Source organism: Halomicrococcus pelagicus, assembly GCF_050954125.1.
This window is the reverse complement of the sequence record NZ_JBPBWC010000019.1, coordinates 83,790-97,853: the sequence shown is the minus strand read 5'-3', so window position 1 is coordinate 97,853 and position 14,064 is coordinate 83,790. Positions and strand designations below refer to the sequence as shown.

17 protein-coding genes are annotated in these 14,064 nt (G+C 63.7%); 10 read left to right on the top strand and 7 right to left on the bottom strand.

The genetic code is table 11. The annotated features are described in order from the left end of the window. Window positions 1-161: squalene/phytoene synthase family protein (locus ACRYA2_RS22555; protein WP_433633291.1), on the bottom strand; the 161-nt coding region annotated here is incomplete at its 3' end. 81 nt (window positions 162-242) lie between these two features. Then, window positions 243-572: a GerW family sporulation protein gene (locus tag ACRYA2_RS22550; RefSeq protein WP_433633275.1), complete on the bottom strand. Its 330-nt coding sequence runs from the start codon at window positions 570-572 to the stop codon at window positions 243-245. Between the two features lie 112 nt (window positions 573-684). Here ACRYA2_RS22550 and ACRYA2_RS22545 point away from each other — a divergent pair, with 112 nt between their 5' ends. Next, window positions 685-1,941 (top strand): threonine synthase, encoded by a 1,257-nt coding sequence (locus tag ACRYA2_RS22545; RefSeq protein WP_433633273.1) that lies wholly within the window; start codon window positions 685-687, stop codon window positions 1,939-1,941. A 139-nt stretch (window positions 1,942-2,080) separates the two neighbouring features. On the opposite strand, the gene ACRYA2_RS22540 is transcribed toward ACRYA2_RS22545, so the two are convergent. Continuing rightward, window positions 2,081-2,371, bottom strand: coding sequence for a hypothetical protein (locus ACRYA2_RS22540; RefSeq protein ID WP_433633271.1), 291 nt, complete (start codon window positions 2,369-2,371; stop codon window positions 2,081-2,083). Between the two features lie 27 nt (window positions 2,372-2,398). After that, window positions 2,399-3,298, bottom strand: a complete 900-nt coding sequence (locus ACRYA2_RS22535) for an ArsR/SmtB family transcription factor (protein ID WP_433633269.1) — start codon at window positions 3,296-3,298, stop codon at window positions 2,399-2,401. Window positions 3,299-3,523: 225 nt separating this feature from the next. Between ACRYA2_RS22535 and ACRYA2_RS22530 the strand changes: the two genes are divergently transcribed. The 3 genes from ACRYA2_RS22530 (at window position 3,524) to ACRYA2_RS22520 (ending at window position 5,814) form a co-directional block, all read left to right on the top strand. Next, window positions 3,524-3,868, top strand: a complete 345-nt coding sequence (locus ACRYA2_RS22530) for a DUF7344 domain-containing protein (RefSeq protein ID WP_433633267.1) — start codon at window positions 3,524-3,526, stop codon at window positions 3,866-3,868. Window positions 3,869-3,947: 79 nt separating this feature from the next. Then, window positions 3,948-4,406 carry a hypothetical protein gene (locus ACRYA2_RS22525; RefSeq protein WP_433633265.1) on the top strand — a complete coding sequence of 153 codons (459 nt, stop codon included), beginning with the start codon at window positions 3,948-3,950 and terminating at the stop codon, window positions 4,404-4,406. Between the two features lie 166 nt (window positions 4,407-4,572). Next, window positions 4,573-5,814, top strand: coding sequence for an RNA-guided endonuclease InsQ/TnpB family protein (locus ACRYA2_RS22520; RefSeq protein WP_433633263.1), 1,242 nt, complete (start codon window positions 4,573-4,575; stop codon window positions 5,812-5,814). 333 nt (window positions 5,815-6,147) lie between these two features. On the opposite strand, the gene ACRYA2_RS22515 is transcribed toward ACRYA2_RS22520, so the two are convergent. Next, complete coding sequence (locus ACRYA2_RS22515) at window positions 6,148-7,401, bottom strand: RNA-guided endonuclease InsQ/TnpB family protein (RefSeq protein WP_433633261.1); 1,254 nt, start codon at window positions 7,399-7,401, stop codon at window positions 6,148-6,150. A 154-nt stretch (window positions 7,402-7,555) separates the two neighbouring features. Between ACRYA2_RS22515 and ACRYA2_RS22510 the strand changes: the two genes are divergently transcribed. The 5 genes from ACRYA2_RS22510 to ACRYA2_RS22490 all read left to right on the top strand — a co-directional run bounded on the left by ACRYA2_RS22510 (window position 7,556) and on the right by ACRYA2_RS22490 (window position 10,350). Continuing rightward, window positions 7,556-7,840 (top strand): hypothetical protein, encoded by a 285-nt coding sequence (locus tag ACRYA2_RS22510; RefSeq protein ID WP_433633259.1) that lies wholly within the window; start codon window positions 7,556-7,558, stop codon window positions 7,838-7,840. After that, the gene (locus ACRYA2_RS22505) at window positions 7,818-8,060 is read left to right on the top strand and encodes a DUF8150 family protein (protein ID WP_433633257.1); all 243 of its coding nucleotides are present in this window, start codon (window positions 7,818-7,820) and stop codon (window positions 8,058-8,060) included. The genes ACRYA2_RS22510 and ACRYA2_RS22505 overlap by 23 nt, the downstream gene beginning before the upstream one ends. A 449-nt stretch (window positions 8,061-8,509) precedes the next feature. Further along, the gene (locus ACRYA2_RS22500) at window positions 8,510-9,013 is read left to right on the top strand and encodes a DUF7342 family protein (RefSeq protein ID WP_433633255.1); all 504 of its coding nucleotides are present in this window, start codon (window positions 8,510-8,512) and stop codon (window positions 9,011-9,013) included. Next, window positions 9,013-9,525 (top strand): hypothetical protein, encoded by a 513-nt coding sequence (locus ACRYA2_RS22495; protein ID WP_433633253.1) that lies wholly within the window; start codon window positions 9,013-9,015, stop codon window positions 9,523-9,525. The genes ACRYA2_RS22500 and ACRYA2_RS22495 overlap by 1 nt, the downstream gene beginning before the upstream one ends. 45 nt (window positions 9,526-9,570) lie before the next feature. Then, a complete protein-coding gene (locus ACRYA2_RS22490; RefSeq protein WP_433633251.1) occupies window positions 9,571-10,350 on the top strand; it encodes a GHMP family kinase ATP-binding protein in 780 nt (259 codons plus the stop codon). Between the two features lie 57 nt (window positions 10,351-10,407). On the opposite strand, the gene ACRYA2_RS22485 is transcribed toward ACRYA2_RS22490, so the two are convergent. After that, on the bottom strand, window positions 10,408-10,713 hold the full coding sequence (locus ACRYA2_RS22485; RefSeq protein WP_433633249.1) for a cupin domain-containing protein: 306 nt from the start codon (window positions 10,711-10,713) through the stop codon (window positions 10,408-10,410). A gap of 205 nt (window positions 10,714-10,918) precedes the next feature. On the opposite strand from ACRYA2_RS22485, the gene ACRYA2_RS22480 reads away from it, so the two are divergent. Then, on the top strand, window positions 10,919-11,212 hold the full coding sequence (locus tag ACRYA2_RS22480; RefSeq protein WP_433633247.1) for a hypothetical protein: 294 nt from the start codon (window positions 10,919-10,921) through the stop codon (window positions 11,210-11,212). A 138-nt stretch (window positions 11,213-11,350) separates the two neighbouring features. On the opposite strand, the gene katG is transcribed toward ACRYA2_RS22480, so the two are convergent. Further along, entirely contained in the window at window positions 11,351-13,528 is a 2,178-nt protein-coding gene (gene katG / locus ACRYA2_RS22475) for a catalase/peroxidase HPI (RefSeq protein ID WP_433633245.1), read from the bottom strand. Window positions 13,529-14,064: the final 536 nt, after the last annotated feature.

Here is a 14,064-nt window from a genome sequence, read left to right as displayed (position 1 = left end):
CCCGGGTGGTCGACCACGTCGTCACAAACACGGAAGAACCCGTAGAGCACGTACGTCGGGTGGCGAACTCGCTCCGGTAGCAGCCGCGTGGCTACGTAGAACGTCCGCCCTGTCTGCCGCTGAATCGTCTTGCTGGTGGAGAGTTGCCGTTCGGTGACCATTCGTGGATCGCCCGACGCTTCCGTACCCTTACGACGCGGGGGCGCATAAATCGTTGGAGCGCGAGAAAGTCGGGACGGCTGTCATCGACGGCCGAGGAGGAATCCCAGTACGAGGCCGGCGAACAAGACGAGTCCGGCCCCGGCGCGCGAGCCCTCGTCGAGCCGGACGAACCGCGTCTCCTCGTCGGTGACCTCGAGTGCGCCGACGGGCGTCGCCCTGACGCCACCGCCCAGGCCGCCGCCGGTCTCGTCCTCCTCCGTCTCCCAGCCGCCGCCGAAGCCGTAGCCCACGGTCGCCACGGGGACGACCGTCTTCCCCTCTCGCTCTATCTGTTCGCCGTACACCGTCTCGACGGTCGCGCTCTGGCGAAGCCGTTCGACGAGGTCCTCGAACTGCTCGATGGCGTCCATGGGCCAACCGACGACCACGCCGCGTAAAGCCCTTCGGGGACATACTCCCCGGATTCCAGCGGTCCAGGCCGGTTCCCAAACGATTTTTCGGGACTCCGACGAACCGGGCGACATGGACCACGAGTTCGTCTGCCGGAACTGCGGCGAGCGCGTCTCGCCGGCCCGACAGCCGCCGGGGTGTCCCGCCTGCGACGGCCGCCTCGAAGTCGCGCTGGACCCGCCGACAGACGTCGGTTCGCCGGCCGACCTGCCGACCGACGCCGACCGATACGACGTCTGGCGGTACGGCGACTGGTTGCCGACCGACGCGCCCGGAGACGCCGCGTTCGAACCGCTCACGCTCGGCGAGGGGTGGACCCCGCTGGTCGAGGGCGAGCACTGCTCGGCGGCCGCCGCCGACGGAGCGTCCGGCCCGACCGTCCTCCTGAAGAACGAGACGGTCGCCCCGACGTGGTCGTGGAAGGACCGCCTGAACGCGGTCGTGCTCTCGCACGTCGCCGCGCTCGGCCACGACCGCATCGCCTGTTCGAGCACGGGCAATCACGGCGCGAGCGTCGCCGCCTACGCCAGCGCCGCGGACGTCGAGGAAACGCTCGTGCTCGTCGCCGACGAGAGCGACCGCCCCCACCTCGCCCAGATTCGCGCTCACGGAGCCGAGGCGGTGACGCTGACCGAGGACCGCCGCCTCGACCTGCTGGCGGCCCTCGCCGACCGCGGCTGGTTCCCGACCTACCAGGTCGCGGACGCCTACGCCGCCCAGCCGTACGTCTACGAGGCGTACAAGACCATCGCGTTCGAGGTCGTCGAACGCCACGGCGTCCCGGACGCCGTCGCGGTGCCGGTCGGGTCCGGTGACGGCCTCTACGGCATCTGGAAGGGCTTCCGCGAACTCCGCGAGGCCGGCGTCATAGACGGTCTGCCGGCGATGGTCGCGGGCGAGACGGCCGAGCGCGCGCCGCTGACGCGAGCCTACGAGTCCGGCGCGGAGACGGTCGGCCGGGACGACGGTCCGATGCCCATCAGCGTGTCCACGAAGGGGGCGTGGTCGGGGTCCCACGCGCTGGACGCCGTTCGCGCCTCGGGCGGGGCGGCGTACGCCGTCGAACAGTCCGGCGTCGAGCGGGCGCTCAGACGCTGCGGCCGCGACGGAGTCTTCGTCGAACCCGCTGGGGCGCTCTCCGCGGCGGCCGTCCCGCCGGCGGTCGCCGACGGCGTCGTCGCCCCGGACGAGACTGTCGTCGCCGTCGCGACCGGTCCAGGCAGCAAGTGGCCCGACATCGTCACCGACGTCGTGGGCGAGACGCCGCGGGTCGAACCACGACTGGACGCGTTGCCGGTAGACGTCGAGAAGTCGGAGGAGCCCTCTTGAGGCCCACGTACCACGATTAGCGACGCTTTTTACGGTTCGGACGCTCGTCGGGCACGTGGCGTGCGAACCGGCGACGCCACCGCAGTGTCGGTCGTCCCTCGACCGCCAGTCAGAGCATACGCCACGTCCCCGCTCTCCGCTACCGTTCCCGGCGTTCGGCCCGGGCCTGCAACAGGAGTCCCGCTCCGAGCAGCCACAGCGAGACGGCGACGCCGACGACACCGAGGTACAGCAGTCGCTTCGTTCCGTCCAGCCCGGCGTACTCGGTCGACAGCACGCTCGTCAGCGTCCGAATCGCGCTGTCGACGGTCGGCGCGCCGTCGGCGATCCCCGCGACGCTGGCGACGATGACCGGCAGCGAGAGGACGAGCAGCGTCGTTCCGGCCGCGAGCGAGGCCGTTCCGAGCGCGTGGAGTCGTCCGGGCTCCATTCCCGTCGAGGTTCGGCAGCCCGGACCTTAGACCTGTCCGGGCCGCGCCCGGGCGTACCAGACCGCGAACCCGAGGAGGAGCACCAGCGCGCCCCCGGCGAAGAAGACCAGGCCGGGCGGCAGCCCAGCGACGGCCGCCGCTCCGTCCGAACCGACCGTCGTGACGGCCTCCGTGGTGGTCCGCGCGACGTCGGTCGCCGCGGTCGACGCCGCGTCGGCGGTCGTTCGGACCTGCTCGGCCGTCGTGGTCGTCGCCGCCGACGTCGTGCTCTCCGCGGTGTCGACGGACACGGTGACGGTCTCGCCAGGTCGAGACGAGTCGACCGTCGTGCTCACTTCCGTTCCGCCCGAGTCGTTGGCGCCGAACGCAGTACCGGGAGATTCGGTCGTCGAGTTCGCGCCGCCGTCGGCCGCGTTCGAGCCCCCGTCGTAGTCGACCGGCGCACCGTCACCGCCCCCGTTCGACGTCGCGCCGAACGGGAGCAGTTCGCCCGTCGAGAGGCGCTGGACGACGAGGCTGGCGAGGCCGAGCACGCCGACGCCGCCGAGGAGGTTCGTCAGCGCGGACCGGAGACCGACCGTCCGCTCCTCGTTGCCGGCGAACAGAACCAGCGGCTCCGCCGCCGGACCGTACACGTCCATCTCGCGGCCCTTCTCGGAGTACACCGTGTCGACGACCTCGACGAGGTCGCCGTCCTCCAGTTTTCCGAGGTGATACTGGACGTTCTGGAGCGAGGTGTCGACGCGGTCGGCGAGTGCGGCGGGCGACGCCGGCTCCTCGTACAGCGCGGCGAGGACCTTGCGGCTGGTGTCCGAGGACAGCGCGGCCATCAGGTCGTCGGCGTCCTCGCTGTCGACGCCGACCACCCGCGGGTCGCGGTCCGCCGCGTCCCCCGGGTCGACGCTGGAGGGCAGAAAGTCGACCATGCCCGAACATACCGGACGGAGAACATAAACCTCTCCCTCGACGTCGCCGACGCTACCGGAACCCGAACGACCGGTTCAGGCGACACCAGAATCGCCCGGTTCTGGCGCGTTCTCGACGCCACGGCCGAGGGTCGCGCCGATCGGCGAAGAGACGAGAAGCGGCTCGCAGCCGCCAATCAGTCGTTTTAAGACAGCAGGATTCCAACGCTCTCGCAGTCCCCCACGATGGCCGATACGGCTCCAGACTCGTTGCGCATCCTCCTCGAAATACTCGCTGAGCCTCGCCGTCGGTACGCGCTCTACCACCTCCGCCGCCACGAGACGGCGACGGTCACGCGGCTGGCGGACAACGTCGCCGGCTGGATGAACGCGGACCGGTCGGAGCCGCTCCCCGCCGAGAGCCACGTCCGAATCTACACCGACCTCCACCACACCGACGTCCCGAAACTGTCCGCCGCGGGGCTGATACGGTACGACGAGGACGAAGAGCGCGTCGAGACGGCGGAGTTTCCCGACGTCTTCGAGAAGCTGCTCGACGTGACCCTGGAGTTCGACTCCAGTCAGACCTGACCTGTGCCGTCAATCGGGGGTCGTCTCGCGGTTTAATCTCTTACTAATTAAGACCCTACCGGATGAACTGGCGGCTGCAATGGAGCAGTTGCAGCGGACGCTGGTCGTCGTCGGGATCGTATTCTTCCTCCTCGGCATGTCGACTATCGCGGGCGTGTTCGACACCGGCGCCGAATCGACGACTCCGTCTGACCGGCTCTCGACCACGGTCGTCCCGGAGGACGGCGGCGCAACTGACTCCGAAGACGGTGACGCGGGGCGGTCGACCGCCGAATCGGCGAGTTCGGACGACGGTGGAGGAAACGACGGTGACGCCGGCGAAGACGAGGGAGGTGAGAGCGACGACGAGAGCGAGGACGAAGGCGGAGAGAGCGAGGCGGACTCCGAGGATGGCGACGAGAACGGCGGCGAGGCTGAGGGCGAAGACGAAGGGGAGAACGACGACGAAAGCGATGACGAGGACGACGACGAGGGTCTCGGCAACGGCGAGGGGGACGGCAATCCGGGTCGGGGGAACGACGACTCTCTCGTCCTGTGACGGGGATGTCGTCGGACGGGGACGCTGAATCGCCGTTATGGATACTACCTCTCCCGACGATTTATTTGCGGTCAAGGCGAATATCCCGAGGCTTGACCTCGGGGATAAAGCCGACACGCAGGGAGACAAATAATTAAGTCAATACGTTGCTAATTAAGAGATAGCGATGGAACATAGTCACCGCTACCACGCTTACCCGACAGAAGAGGTAGCGGAGCGACTGGAACATCATATCGACGTTCATCGCCAACTCTACAACCACGTCCACTGGGACTACAAGAACATCCCCGGGGACGAGAAGCTAAGCGAGTACGACCAGAACAACAAACTCCCCGAGTGGAAACGCAAGTGGCCGCTCTTCAGTGAACTGTACTCGAAGGCCGCACAAGCCACCATCGCACGCTTCCACCGCAACTTGACTTCCCTGAAGGAACTCAAGAACAACGAGCGCAAGGTCGGAAAACTCAAACGGCAAGCACCCAGCGAGTATCGGAGCGTCACGTACAACCAGTCCGGTTTCGACCTCGATGAAAAGAGGGGCCGCAGCAGGTATGCGTTCGTGCGCTTCAGCAAAATCGGCTGGGTCAAAATCCGTTACCATCGCCCGCTCCCCGAACACACCACTATCAAGGAAGTCACGTTCAAGAAAGAACGAACTGGCGAGTGGTTCGTCTCCTTCGGCCTCGAAACCGACGACGAACACGTTCCCGAGAAACCCTCGGTGGACTCGCTCAACACGACCAACAGCGTGGGCATCGACCTCGGCATCCTCAACTACATCCACACCAGCGACGGGACGACCGTGGATTGGCTCGGCCTCGAAGACGAGTACGAACGACTCCGCCGAGAACAACGCAAGTTGTCTCGCAAACAGAAGGGGTCGAACAACTACGAGGGACAGCGCCGGGAAGTGGCAAAGGTCAAGCGTCACATCCGTCGGAAGGTACTGGACTACCAGCACAAGATTACGACGTTGCTTCTCCACAAATACGACGCTGTATTTGTTGAAAATCTCAACGTTACTGAAATGCTTCGGGACGATGGAAACGCTCGGAACAAGCAGGACGCGGCGTGGCGTCAGTTCATCACGCTCCTCGAATACAAAGGCGACTTGCACGGCACGCACGTCGTTCAAGTCGAGGCACGAGGAACAACAAAGAAATGCGCGTCGTGTGGCGTAGAGACGAAGAAACCTATCTGGGTGCGGGAACACTCCTGTCCGTCGTGTGGGTTCGAGACGGACAGGGATGCGAATGCGGCGATGAACATCCTTCAACGAGGCTTTTCTGAGTTAGGGCTGGGATGGCCCGAATCAACGCCCGTGGAGACTGTGACCGCTACGGACACCGATGATTTTCGGCGTGTGTCTGCACGTCACGTCGTAGAAACGGGAAGCCTCGAGGCTTGACCCCGAGGCGATTCACGCGTCCGCCTGCTAACGAACGTCTATGGGCGGTATCGAGCTACGAAACGGAACACTCGTCGTCCGGCGCGAACCGAACCGACTCGACGAGTTGGCGATCAGGTTCTCCGAGATTCTTGATCAGTTCCATATCGAGCACGTCTACATCCAGATTACGTCTCGATACTCGCTGGTCGGGCTCGCTCTACCGAAGATGTGGATGTCCTCATCGAACGAATCGACGAGGAGACTGCTGACGAATTAGCTGCGACGCTCGACGAGGAGGGTTTCTGGGGCCCGGCAATGCCGCTCCCTTCGACGTATGAGATGCTCGTTGAGCTACCCACGACTAAAGTCGTGGGATTCAGCGTGGACTCCCGTTCTGGCCTCATCTGAGGCAGGAGAGTAGCCTCCGTTCACGGTCATCATCCCGCTGTTCAAGCGCACGCCCAAGGGTGCGCCTCCGCCGCCCCCAGTTTGGGTGCGACGGAGATACCGCAAACCAATGTTCTTCGCAGCGTTGTAATCCGCGTGATTCTCGTAGCCACACTTCAGGCACTCGAACGCTTCGTCCTCGCGGTTGTCGGGGTGCGTAAACCCGCAGTGTGAGCACCGCCGTGACGTGTTTTCGGGGTCGATCTGCTCGACCACAATGCCGTGTTCTTCGGCTTTGTACTCGACGTACTCGTACAAGCGGTCGAACGCCCACTTGTGGCCCCACGACGCGCCAGTGCGTTCGCGGATGTCGGTCAAGTCCTCGAACGCAATCACGGAACACTCGTTCTCACGGGCTTCAGCAACGAGTTCGTTGCTGATGCGGTGAAGCATCTGCTTGAACCGCCCCGTCTCTTTCCGCCCGACTGACTGGATGTTCTGGTGTGCCCAGCGCGTTCCGCATTGTTGGAGCGACCCACGGCGTTTCTCGTATTCTCTGCGCCAGTGGTCGAACTCGTCGCCCGTCCAGAACGTGCCCGTACTCGTGACGGCGAGGGTGTTCACGCCGAGGTCAACCCCGAGAACCGCTCCGTTCTCGGTGGTCGCCTTATCCGGCGTATCAGACTCCACCTCCATCTTGCAGTGGATGTGAAGCACCCAGTTACCGTCTCGGGAGTGCAGTTCCGCACCCGTGGTTTCGTACTCATCGGAGAAGAGGTACTCCGAGTGCGGCGTGTCACTGTCCTCGTCGGGTAGCACGTAGTCGGCTTCGACGCGACCGTCGGTTGTGGCGAGACTCACGGAGTCATCGTGGAACGTCGCGGTACGCTTGTCGTAGACGACGTGCGGGCTGGTGAAGGTGGGTTTCGATGCGTTCTTCCCGTTCTTCCAGCGGGCGACGGCGCTCTTGCAGGCTTCAGCGGCCTTGTTCCGAGCGGCTTGCACGAGGCCACCGTTGAAGCCGTCCGTGGCTTCTCGCACATCGTCGTAGGTTTCGTCGTCTAGTTGTGTTTTGCTGGTGGTGACGTACTCGCCTTGGAAGGCGTGGTCGACGACGTATTGCGCTGACCAGAGGAAGGTGTCGACGGTGTCTTCGAGGAGTGCGGCGTCGGCACTGTCCACGTCGAGCGCAACGGGGACAGTACGCCGCACGTCCATATCTTATATGTAGGCGTATGGGTACTTATTGGTTAGGAGTCAGCCTTCCATCGTCGGTGAATTGTGACACGGAGCGTACGGATTCATCCCACGGCTAAAGCCGTGGGTTTTCTCCTGCAGCCCGTATAACGGCGATAACATCTGGGTCGCCCCTGTGGACCAGGTCACACCGCATCTCGAAGTGAAATTCGTGCGCGACGAGTTTGACCGTGCGTCCCTCGAAAACGCGAGTACGGCCCGTATCGGCGACGAGGTAATTCCGATTGGGCCGCTAGAACTCCAGATTGCATACAAGCTCTACCTCGGCGCGCAGAAGGACATCGAGGATGCGGTTCATCTATATACGCTCTTCAAAGAAAGTCTTAGTGTGCCCCGTCTCGAAGAGTGGGTAACGCGGCTCGACGTTGAAGACGAATATGAGCGACTCAAACGCGCCTGAACACCTCGACACGATGCACAAACGCAATCGCGAGCAGCGCATTGAGGGAATCAAGCGCTGGGTCGAATACATCAAATCCGAGCCCCATGAGACGTGGGGTCCCCAACAGAACGCAGTCGTCAACGACCAACTCGACGCCGCTCAAAGCGTTCAGACCACGGCAGCCCACCGGCAACACGTGAAGGACGTCGCAGAAGATATCCTCGCAGAAAAGGGGTGACTCCGGCGATGATTCGAAGTAGGGGCATTTCTGTACGAGGCCGCTCCAGACGAAGGATCTGATTTTCAACTGCACCTCCCCGGCCTCTCGCGTATTCGAGCGTGCCGTCGGTCGCGCCCATCTTCGGCGTCGACAAATCCGTTTCCTACGAGGTCCAGCAGACGGTTCACTGCTATCTTTCCAGAAGATATGACACGATATCGTCCAAGCAAACTATCGTCTACGCCGAGTCGCTGCAGAAAACAGCGTGGAGCGGACGACGATATAGACGGCGGCCGCAGCCTCGACGAACTCTTCCAAAGCCGCATATCTTTCTTGGTCGATCGTGGAGGCGAGTCCTGCCACCGCTACCGCTGTTTGAATATTTGAACGAAGCCAGATTATTTGAACCACGCAGTGCAAGAGCTAGTACGATGGCTGAATCGAATCCCGGATCGTGGACGGAGAGTATGAGCGGGCGTGAGCGTGTCCGACACGTCGTGGAGTTGCTGGAGGAGCCCACGCCGGTGCAGGATATCGCAGACCGGGCAGATGTCTCGCGCGCGACGGCCGACGATGAGCTCCAGCGACTCCAGAGTGACGACTGGGTCACCGAGACGACCGTCGACGGGACGAAAGCGTACGATCTGAATCCGGTGCGGATGCTCTTTGACGAATTGACTGACCTAATTGAGGAGCATTCACGCGACGAGTTAGAGAACCGGCTCACGGAGCTAAAGGAGGAACAAGAGGAACTGGCTGCGGAGTACGACGTCAGTTCGCTCGACGAGTTCCGGGAACGACTCGTCGAAGACGAGTTATCGGCGAAAGAACTCCGCGAGCGTCGCAACGTGATCGCCACGTGGGAGGCGATCAACACGGAACTCGGACTCGTGAAGCATGCTCTTCAGCTGTACAGGGATGTGGTGGAACTCTCCTCACCACGGACTGACTCGCACTCGACGCTCGCCTGATGGTCGTCTTTCTCGCTAACCGGACGAACTTGCAGAGCAAGCGGCTCCACGACCGCATCCAGAACCAACTCAGCGCTGAGTTCAACGACGTCCGTCGACGGCGTGCCGAGCCGCGCGAAGCCGGCTCACACCGGGTCGTTGGTGACGTGAACCCGCGACAGTTCCTTGGCGACGACGAGTACCCAGTGACGACTGCCCGGGTTGAGATCGGCTTCCAACTGCGAACGAGTGATCCGTACGAGTATTACTGGTTCAATTGGATCGAGCCAGACCGCAGTCTGCTCGTCGGGTGGCATCAAGACGATACGCACGGCGATCTCGGCCCGGTACATCTGCAAGTGAACGATAGCTCGACGGCTATCGACCATCAGCCAGCCAAGTTCATCGACTCGCATCCGCTCGACATCGTCGAACGCAGACTCGCATCTCTCCAAGAGGTAGTAGTAGGCGTCGAGTGGGATCAGGGACGGCCCGTTGGACTCGATACATCTGCGTCTGTCGTCGAGTACTGATGCCGTCTCCCAGCATTGAAGGTCGTCTCCCGCCTGGTTTCCCGCATGGAAGCGTACGCTCCGGGAAGCGTAACCGCCGTCTTCGCGCCCGCGGAGTCCGGCAACGAGTCGAGGGGTGCGAGCGTGGCAATCGAGGACGGCGTCGTCGCCAGCGTGGCGTCGGCCGACCGACGGGTCGTCACCCTCGACGGCGACGAGACGTCGTTCGAACCGGTCGAGTTGCTGCTAGAGGACCTCGACGTGACGGCGCGGGTCGACCTCACCGCTCAGGTACCGGTCGGCTGCGGCTTCGGCGCGAGCGGGGCCGCGACGCTCGCCACCGCGCTCGCCGTCGACGAGCGGTTCGGTCTCGGACACACGCGCGAGGAACTTGTCGAGGCCGCCCACCGAGCGGAGGTCGCAGCGGGCACCGGTCTCGGCGACGTGTTCATCCAGTCGATGGGCGGACTGGTGACGAGTTACGGCGACGGTATCGAGCGTCACGACCGCGACGACCGCGTCGAGTACGTCTCGTTCGGCGGGATGGCGACTAGCGACGCGCTCGGTGACGCCGACCTGATGGCCGACGTCGAACGCGTCGGCGGGGCGGTGCTCGACGACCTGCCCACCGACCCATCGCTCCCGTCTCTCACCGCCCGCGCCTGGGAGTTCGCCCGGGAGATCGGCCTGCCGACGGACCGGGTCCGCGACGCCGTCACCGAGGTGGAGGCCGCGGGCGGGGCTGCCAGCATGGCGATGCTCGGCGAGACGGTGTTCGCCGTCGGCGTCGAGGGCGTGCTCGACGAGCGAACGCGGGTCGCGTCCGAGGGCGCTCGGCTCCGCTGACGGGATTGTGACCCAGAGAACCGACGCCCCGACGGTCGGACACGCCGTCCCCGTCGGTCAGTACTCGGGTGGCACGTAGAGGTTCAGCGTCTCCAGCGTCCGCTCGCCGGTACACTCTATCTCGTGGGTCTCGCCCGCCTCGATGAGAACCAGGTCGCCCGCCGCGAGGGTGACGTCGCGGTCGTCGACCGTCGCCCGGCCCTCGCCGTCGACGACGTAGCACCACTGGTCGCTGTCCGCGTGGTAGTTGTCCGGCCCGCCGGTCGACTCCCCGGGGTCGAGCGTCATCACCGCCGCCTGCGCGTCGTCGTTCGTCAGCACCACGTCGAACCACCGGTCGGAGGACGCCTGCGTTCGCTCCATGTCCGGACGTTCGCCCGGCGACCCCAGAACGGTTTCGGCGGGCGCAGTCGGTCGTTCGTCGAAAGGAAGAATCGCGGAATCGTGACAGAAGGACCTCGGACGGCGAGGGGTTCGGACAGGACTCCGGATGGTGACGTGGTCGAGGCCGGTCGAAGTATCATCTTCTATCAGATACTATTACGTGAAACGGAGGACGACGTGCGGTATGCTTGACCGCAACAGGACGTCGCTCAAATCGGGGACGCATCGACAGGTGTCGCTTCAATCAGTGTCCAGGTATCAGATCGTCAGAGGGCTGTACGCCGCCGGAGCAGGTCTGTGCGCCATCTCCGTGGTGCTGTTCCTCGTTTCGATACCGATAGCACTGCCGAAGGGCCATCCGCTCTCTATCCTTCTCCAGAACGGAATCGCCGCCGGCGTGCCCGGGCTGATGCTCGTTCTTGCCGGCGTCTTCTTCGCCAATCTACCGAGGAAACTCCAGAGCGGGACTCATCTGTAGTAGCGCGAATCACCAAGGAAACAGTCACACCCCACTGCGTTCAGTACTTCTTCGCGACACATCGAGACCGGGCGGGGACCGTGGCCACACGCCATCGAGACGTCGTACACGGACACCGACCTGGACTCTCGGCTCAGATCACTCGAGGTCGAAGCGATCGAGGGTCATCACTTTGTGCCACGCATCCACGAAGTCACGCACGAACTCCTCCTCCGCGTCGTCACTGCCGTAGACTTCCGCGATGGCTCGAAGCCGGGCGTTCGAACCGAAGATGAGATCGACGCGGGTGGCCGACCACCCGATTTCGCCCGTCTCACGGTCGCGCAGGTCGTAGATATCGTTGGCTTCCGAGGACGCTTCCTGCTCCATGATGTCCTTGGACTCCGAGGACGCTTCCCACTCGTAGTCCATGTCGAGGAGGTTGACGAAGAAATCGTTGGTCAGCGTCTCCGGCCTGTCGGTGAAGACGCCGAGGTCGGTATCCTGGTAGTTCGCGTTCAGCGCGCGCATGCCGCCGACCAGAACCGTCATCTCGTCGGCCGTCAGATCCAGGAGGTCGGCCTTGTCGACCAACAGCTCCTCCGCCGATTGGTCGTGCTCGCCACCGAGGTAGTTACGGAACCCGTCGGCTTCCGGTTCGAGCGCCTCGAAGGACTCGACGTCGGTCTGTGCCTGCGAGGCGTCGGTACGGCCCGGCTCGAACGGAACCTCCACGTCGTACCCGGCGGCCGCCGCAGCCTTCTCGACGGCCGCGTTGCCGCCCAGAACGATCAGGTCGGCCAGCGAGACTCTCGTCCCGTCGGACCGCGAGCCGTTGAACTCCTCCCGAATCTCTTCGAGGGTCGAAAGCACAGTCTCCAGCTGCTCCGGCTCGTTCACCTCCCAGCTCTTCTGCGGTTCGAGGCGAACGCGGGCTCCGTTCGCTCCGCCGCGCTTGTCGCTGTCGCGGTACGTCGACGCCGACGCCCAGGCGGTCTTGACCAGCTGGGAGACGGACAGGTCCGAAGCGAGAATCTCCTCCTTCAGCTCGGCGATTTCCTCGTCTCCGATCAGTCCGTGGTCGACGTCGGGGATGGGGTCCTGCCACAGCATCTCCTCGTCCGGAACCTCCGGGCCGAGGAACCGGGACGGCGGGCCCATGTCGCGGTGGATCAGCTTGTACCACGCCTTCGCGAAGGCCTCTTGGAACTCGCGTGGGTTCTCCTGGAAGCGCTCGATGATCTCACGGTAGTCCGGATCCCGCTTCAGGGCGACGTCCGTCGTCAACATCATCACGTCTTCCTTCTCCGATGGGTCCTCGGTGCCGGGTGCGACGCCATCGAGCGCGTCGTCCTTCGTGGTCCACTGCCACGCACCGCCGGGACCCTTCTCGGGCTCCCACTCGTGCTCGAGCAGGTTGTCGAGGTAGCCCATGTCCCACTGGGTCGGCGTGGCGTTCCACGGCCCCTCTATCCCGCTGGTGATCGTGTCGCTTCCTTTGCCGGAGCCGTGGCTGCTCTCCCAGCCCAGGCCCTGCTGGTCGATGGGGGCTGCCTCGGGCTCGGGACCGACGTGCTCGTCGGGGTCGTCGGCGCCGTGGACCTTCCCGAAGGTGTGTCCGCCGGCGATGAGCGCGGCCGTCTCCTCGTCGTTCATCGCCATCCGGCTGAACGACTCTCGAATTCGTTCCGCCGACCCCATCGGATCAGGCTCACTGTCCGGTCCCTCCGGATTCACGTAGATGAGCCCCATCACGGTGGCGGCGAACGGATTCTCGAGTTCATCGTCCTCGTCGAAGCGCTCGGACGCTTCCCACTCGTCCTCGGGCCCCCAGTCGACGGCCTCGTCGGGCTCGAAGTCGTCCTCGCGTCCGCCGGCGAACCCGAACGTCTCGAATCCCATCGACTCCAAGGCGACGTTCCCGGCCAGGACTATCAGATCGGCCCACGAGAGTTTGCGGCCGTACTTCTGCTTGACCGGCCAGAGCAGCCGGCGTGCCTTGTCGAGGTTCGCGTTGTCGGGCCAGCTGTTGAGGGGCGCGAAGCGTTGCGTGCCGCCGGACGCGCCGCCGCGGCCGTCGCTGGTGCGGTACGTGCCGGCGCTGTGCCACGCCATCCGAATGAAGAGCGGCCCGTAGTGGCCGTAGTCAGCCGGCCACCACTCCTGCGACGTCGTCATCACCTCTTCGATGTCCGCCTTCACCGCTTCGAAGTCGAGTTTCTCGAACTCCTCCGCGTAGTCGAACTCCTCGCCCATCGGATCGGCGTGGCGAGCGTTCTGGTCGAGAATCTCCAAGTTCAATCGATTCGGCCACCAGTCTTGGTTGGACCCGTTCATCTACCGGCGGTTATCACTTTCGCATATTAAGATTTCTGATCCAGTGATGAAGTCTTCGCCGTATCCCAAACAATGTTATTAATTTATGGTTCTTTGTCAGTGGTGAATTCGTGCCCTGCTTTCCTCACGGCCATCGAACGCATCAGCGCTTGATGATTTCGACAAAGCGTCTGGCTTGATTCTGGCTAAGGAGAACGTGGAGTCATAGCGCTCTCGGAAAATAATCAGTGTCACGGGCTCTGTTTAGTCGTTTACCAGTTCTCACCGCCAGTATGTCAGAATCTTATGTTTATTAGCCATCATCTCTTTATAGGGGTTTGACGTAGAGAGCGCGGGTTGAGTAGAGGATTGCTGTGGGCACCACGCGAGAGAAATAGCGAGACGAGACACCAACCATGAGTAACGAGACACACGACACGCCGGCCGACGCAGAACCGGACTCTGAACCGCTACGGGCAACCCGTCGCACTGCGCTTCGCGGGGCGGGTCTGGCCGGCTTCCTCGCGATGGGCGGCGCCAGCGCCCGCCAAGACTCC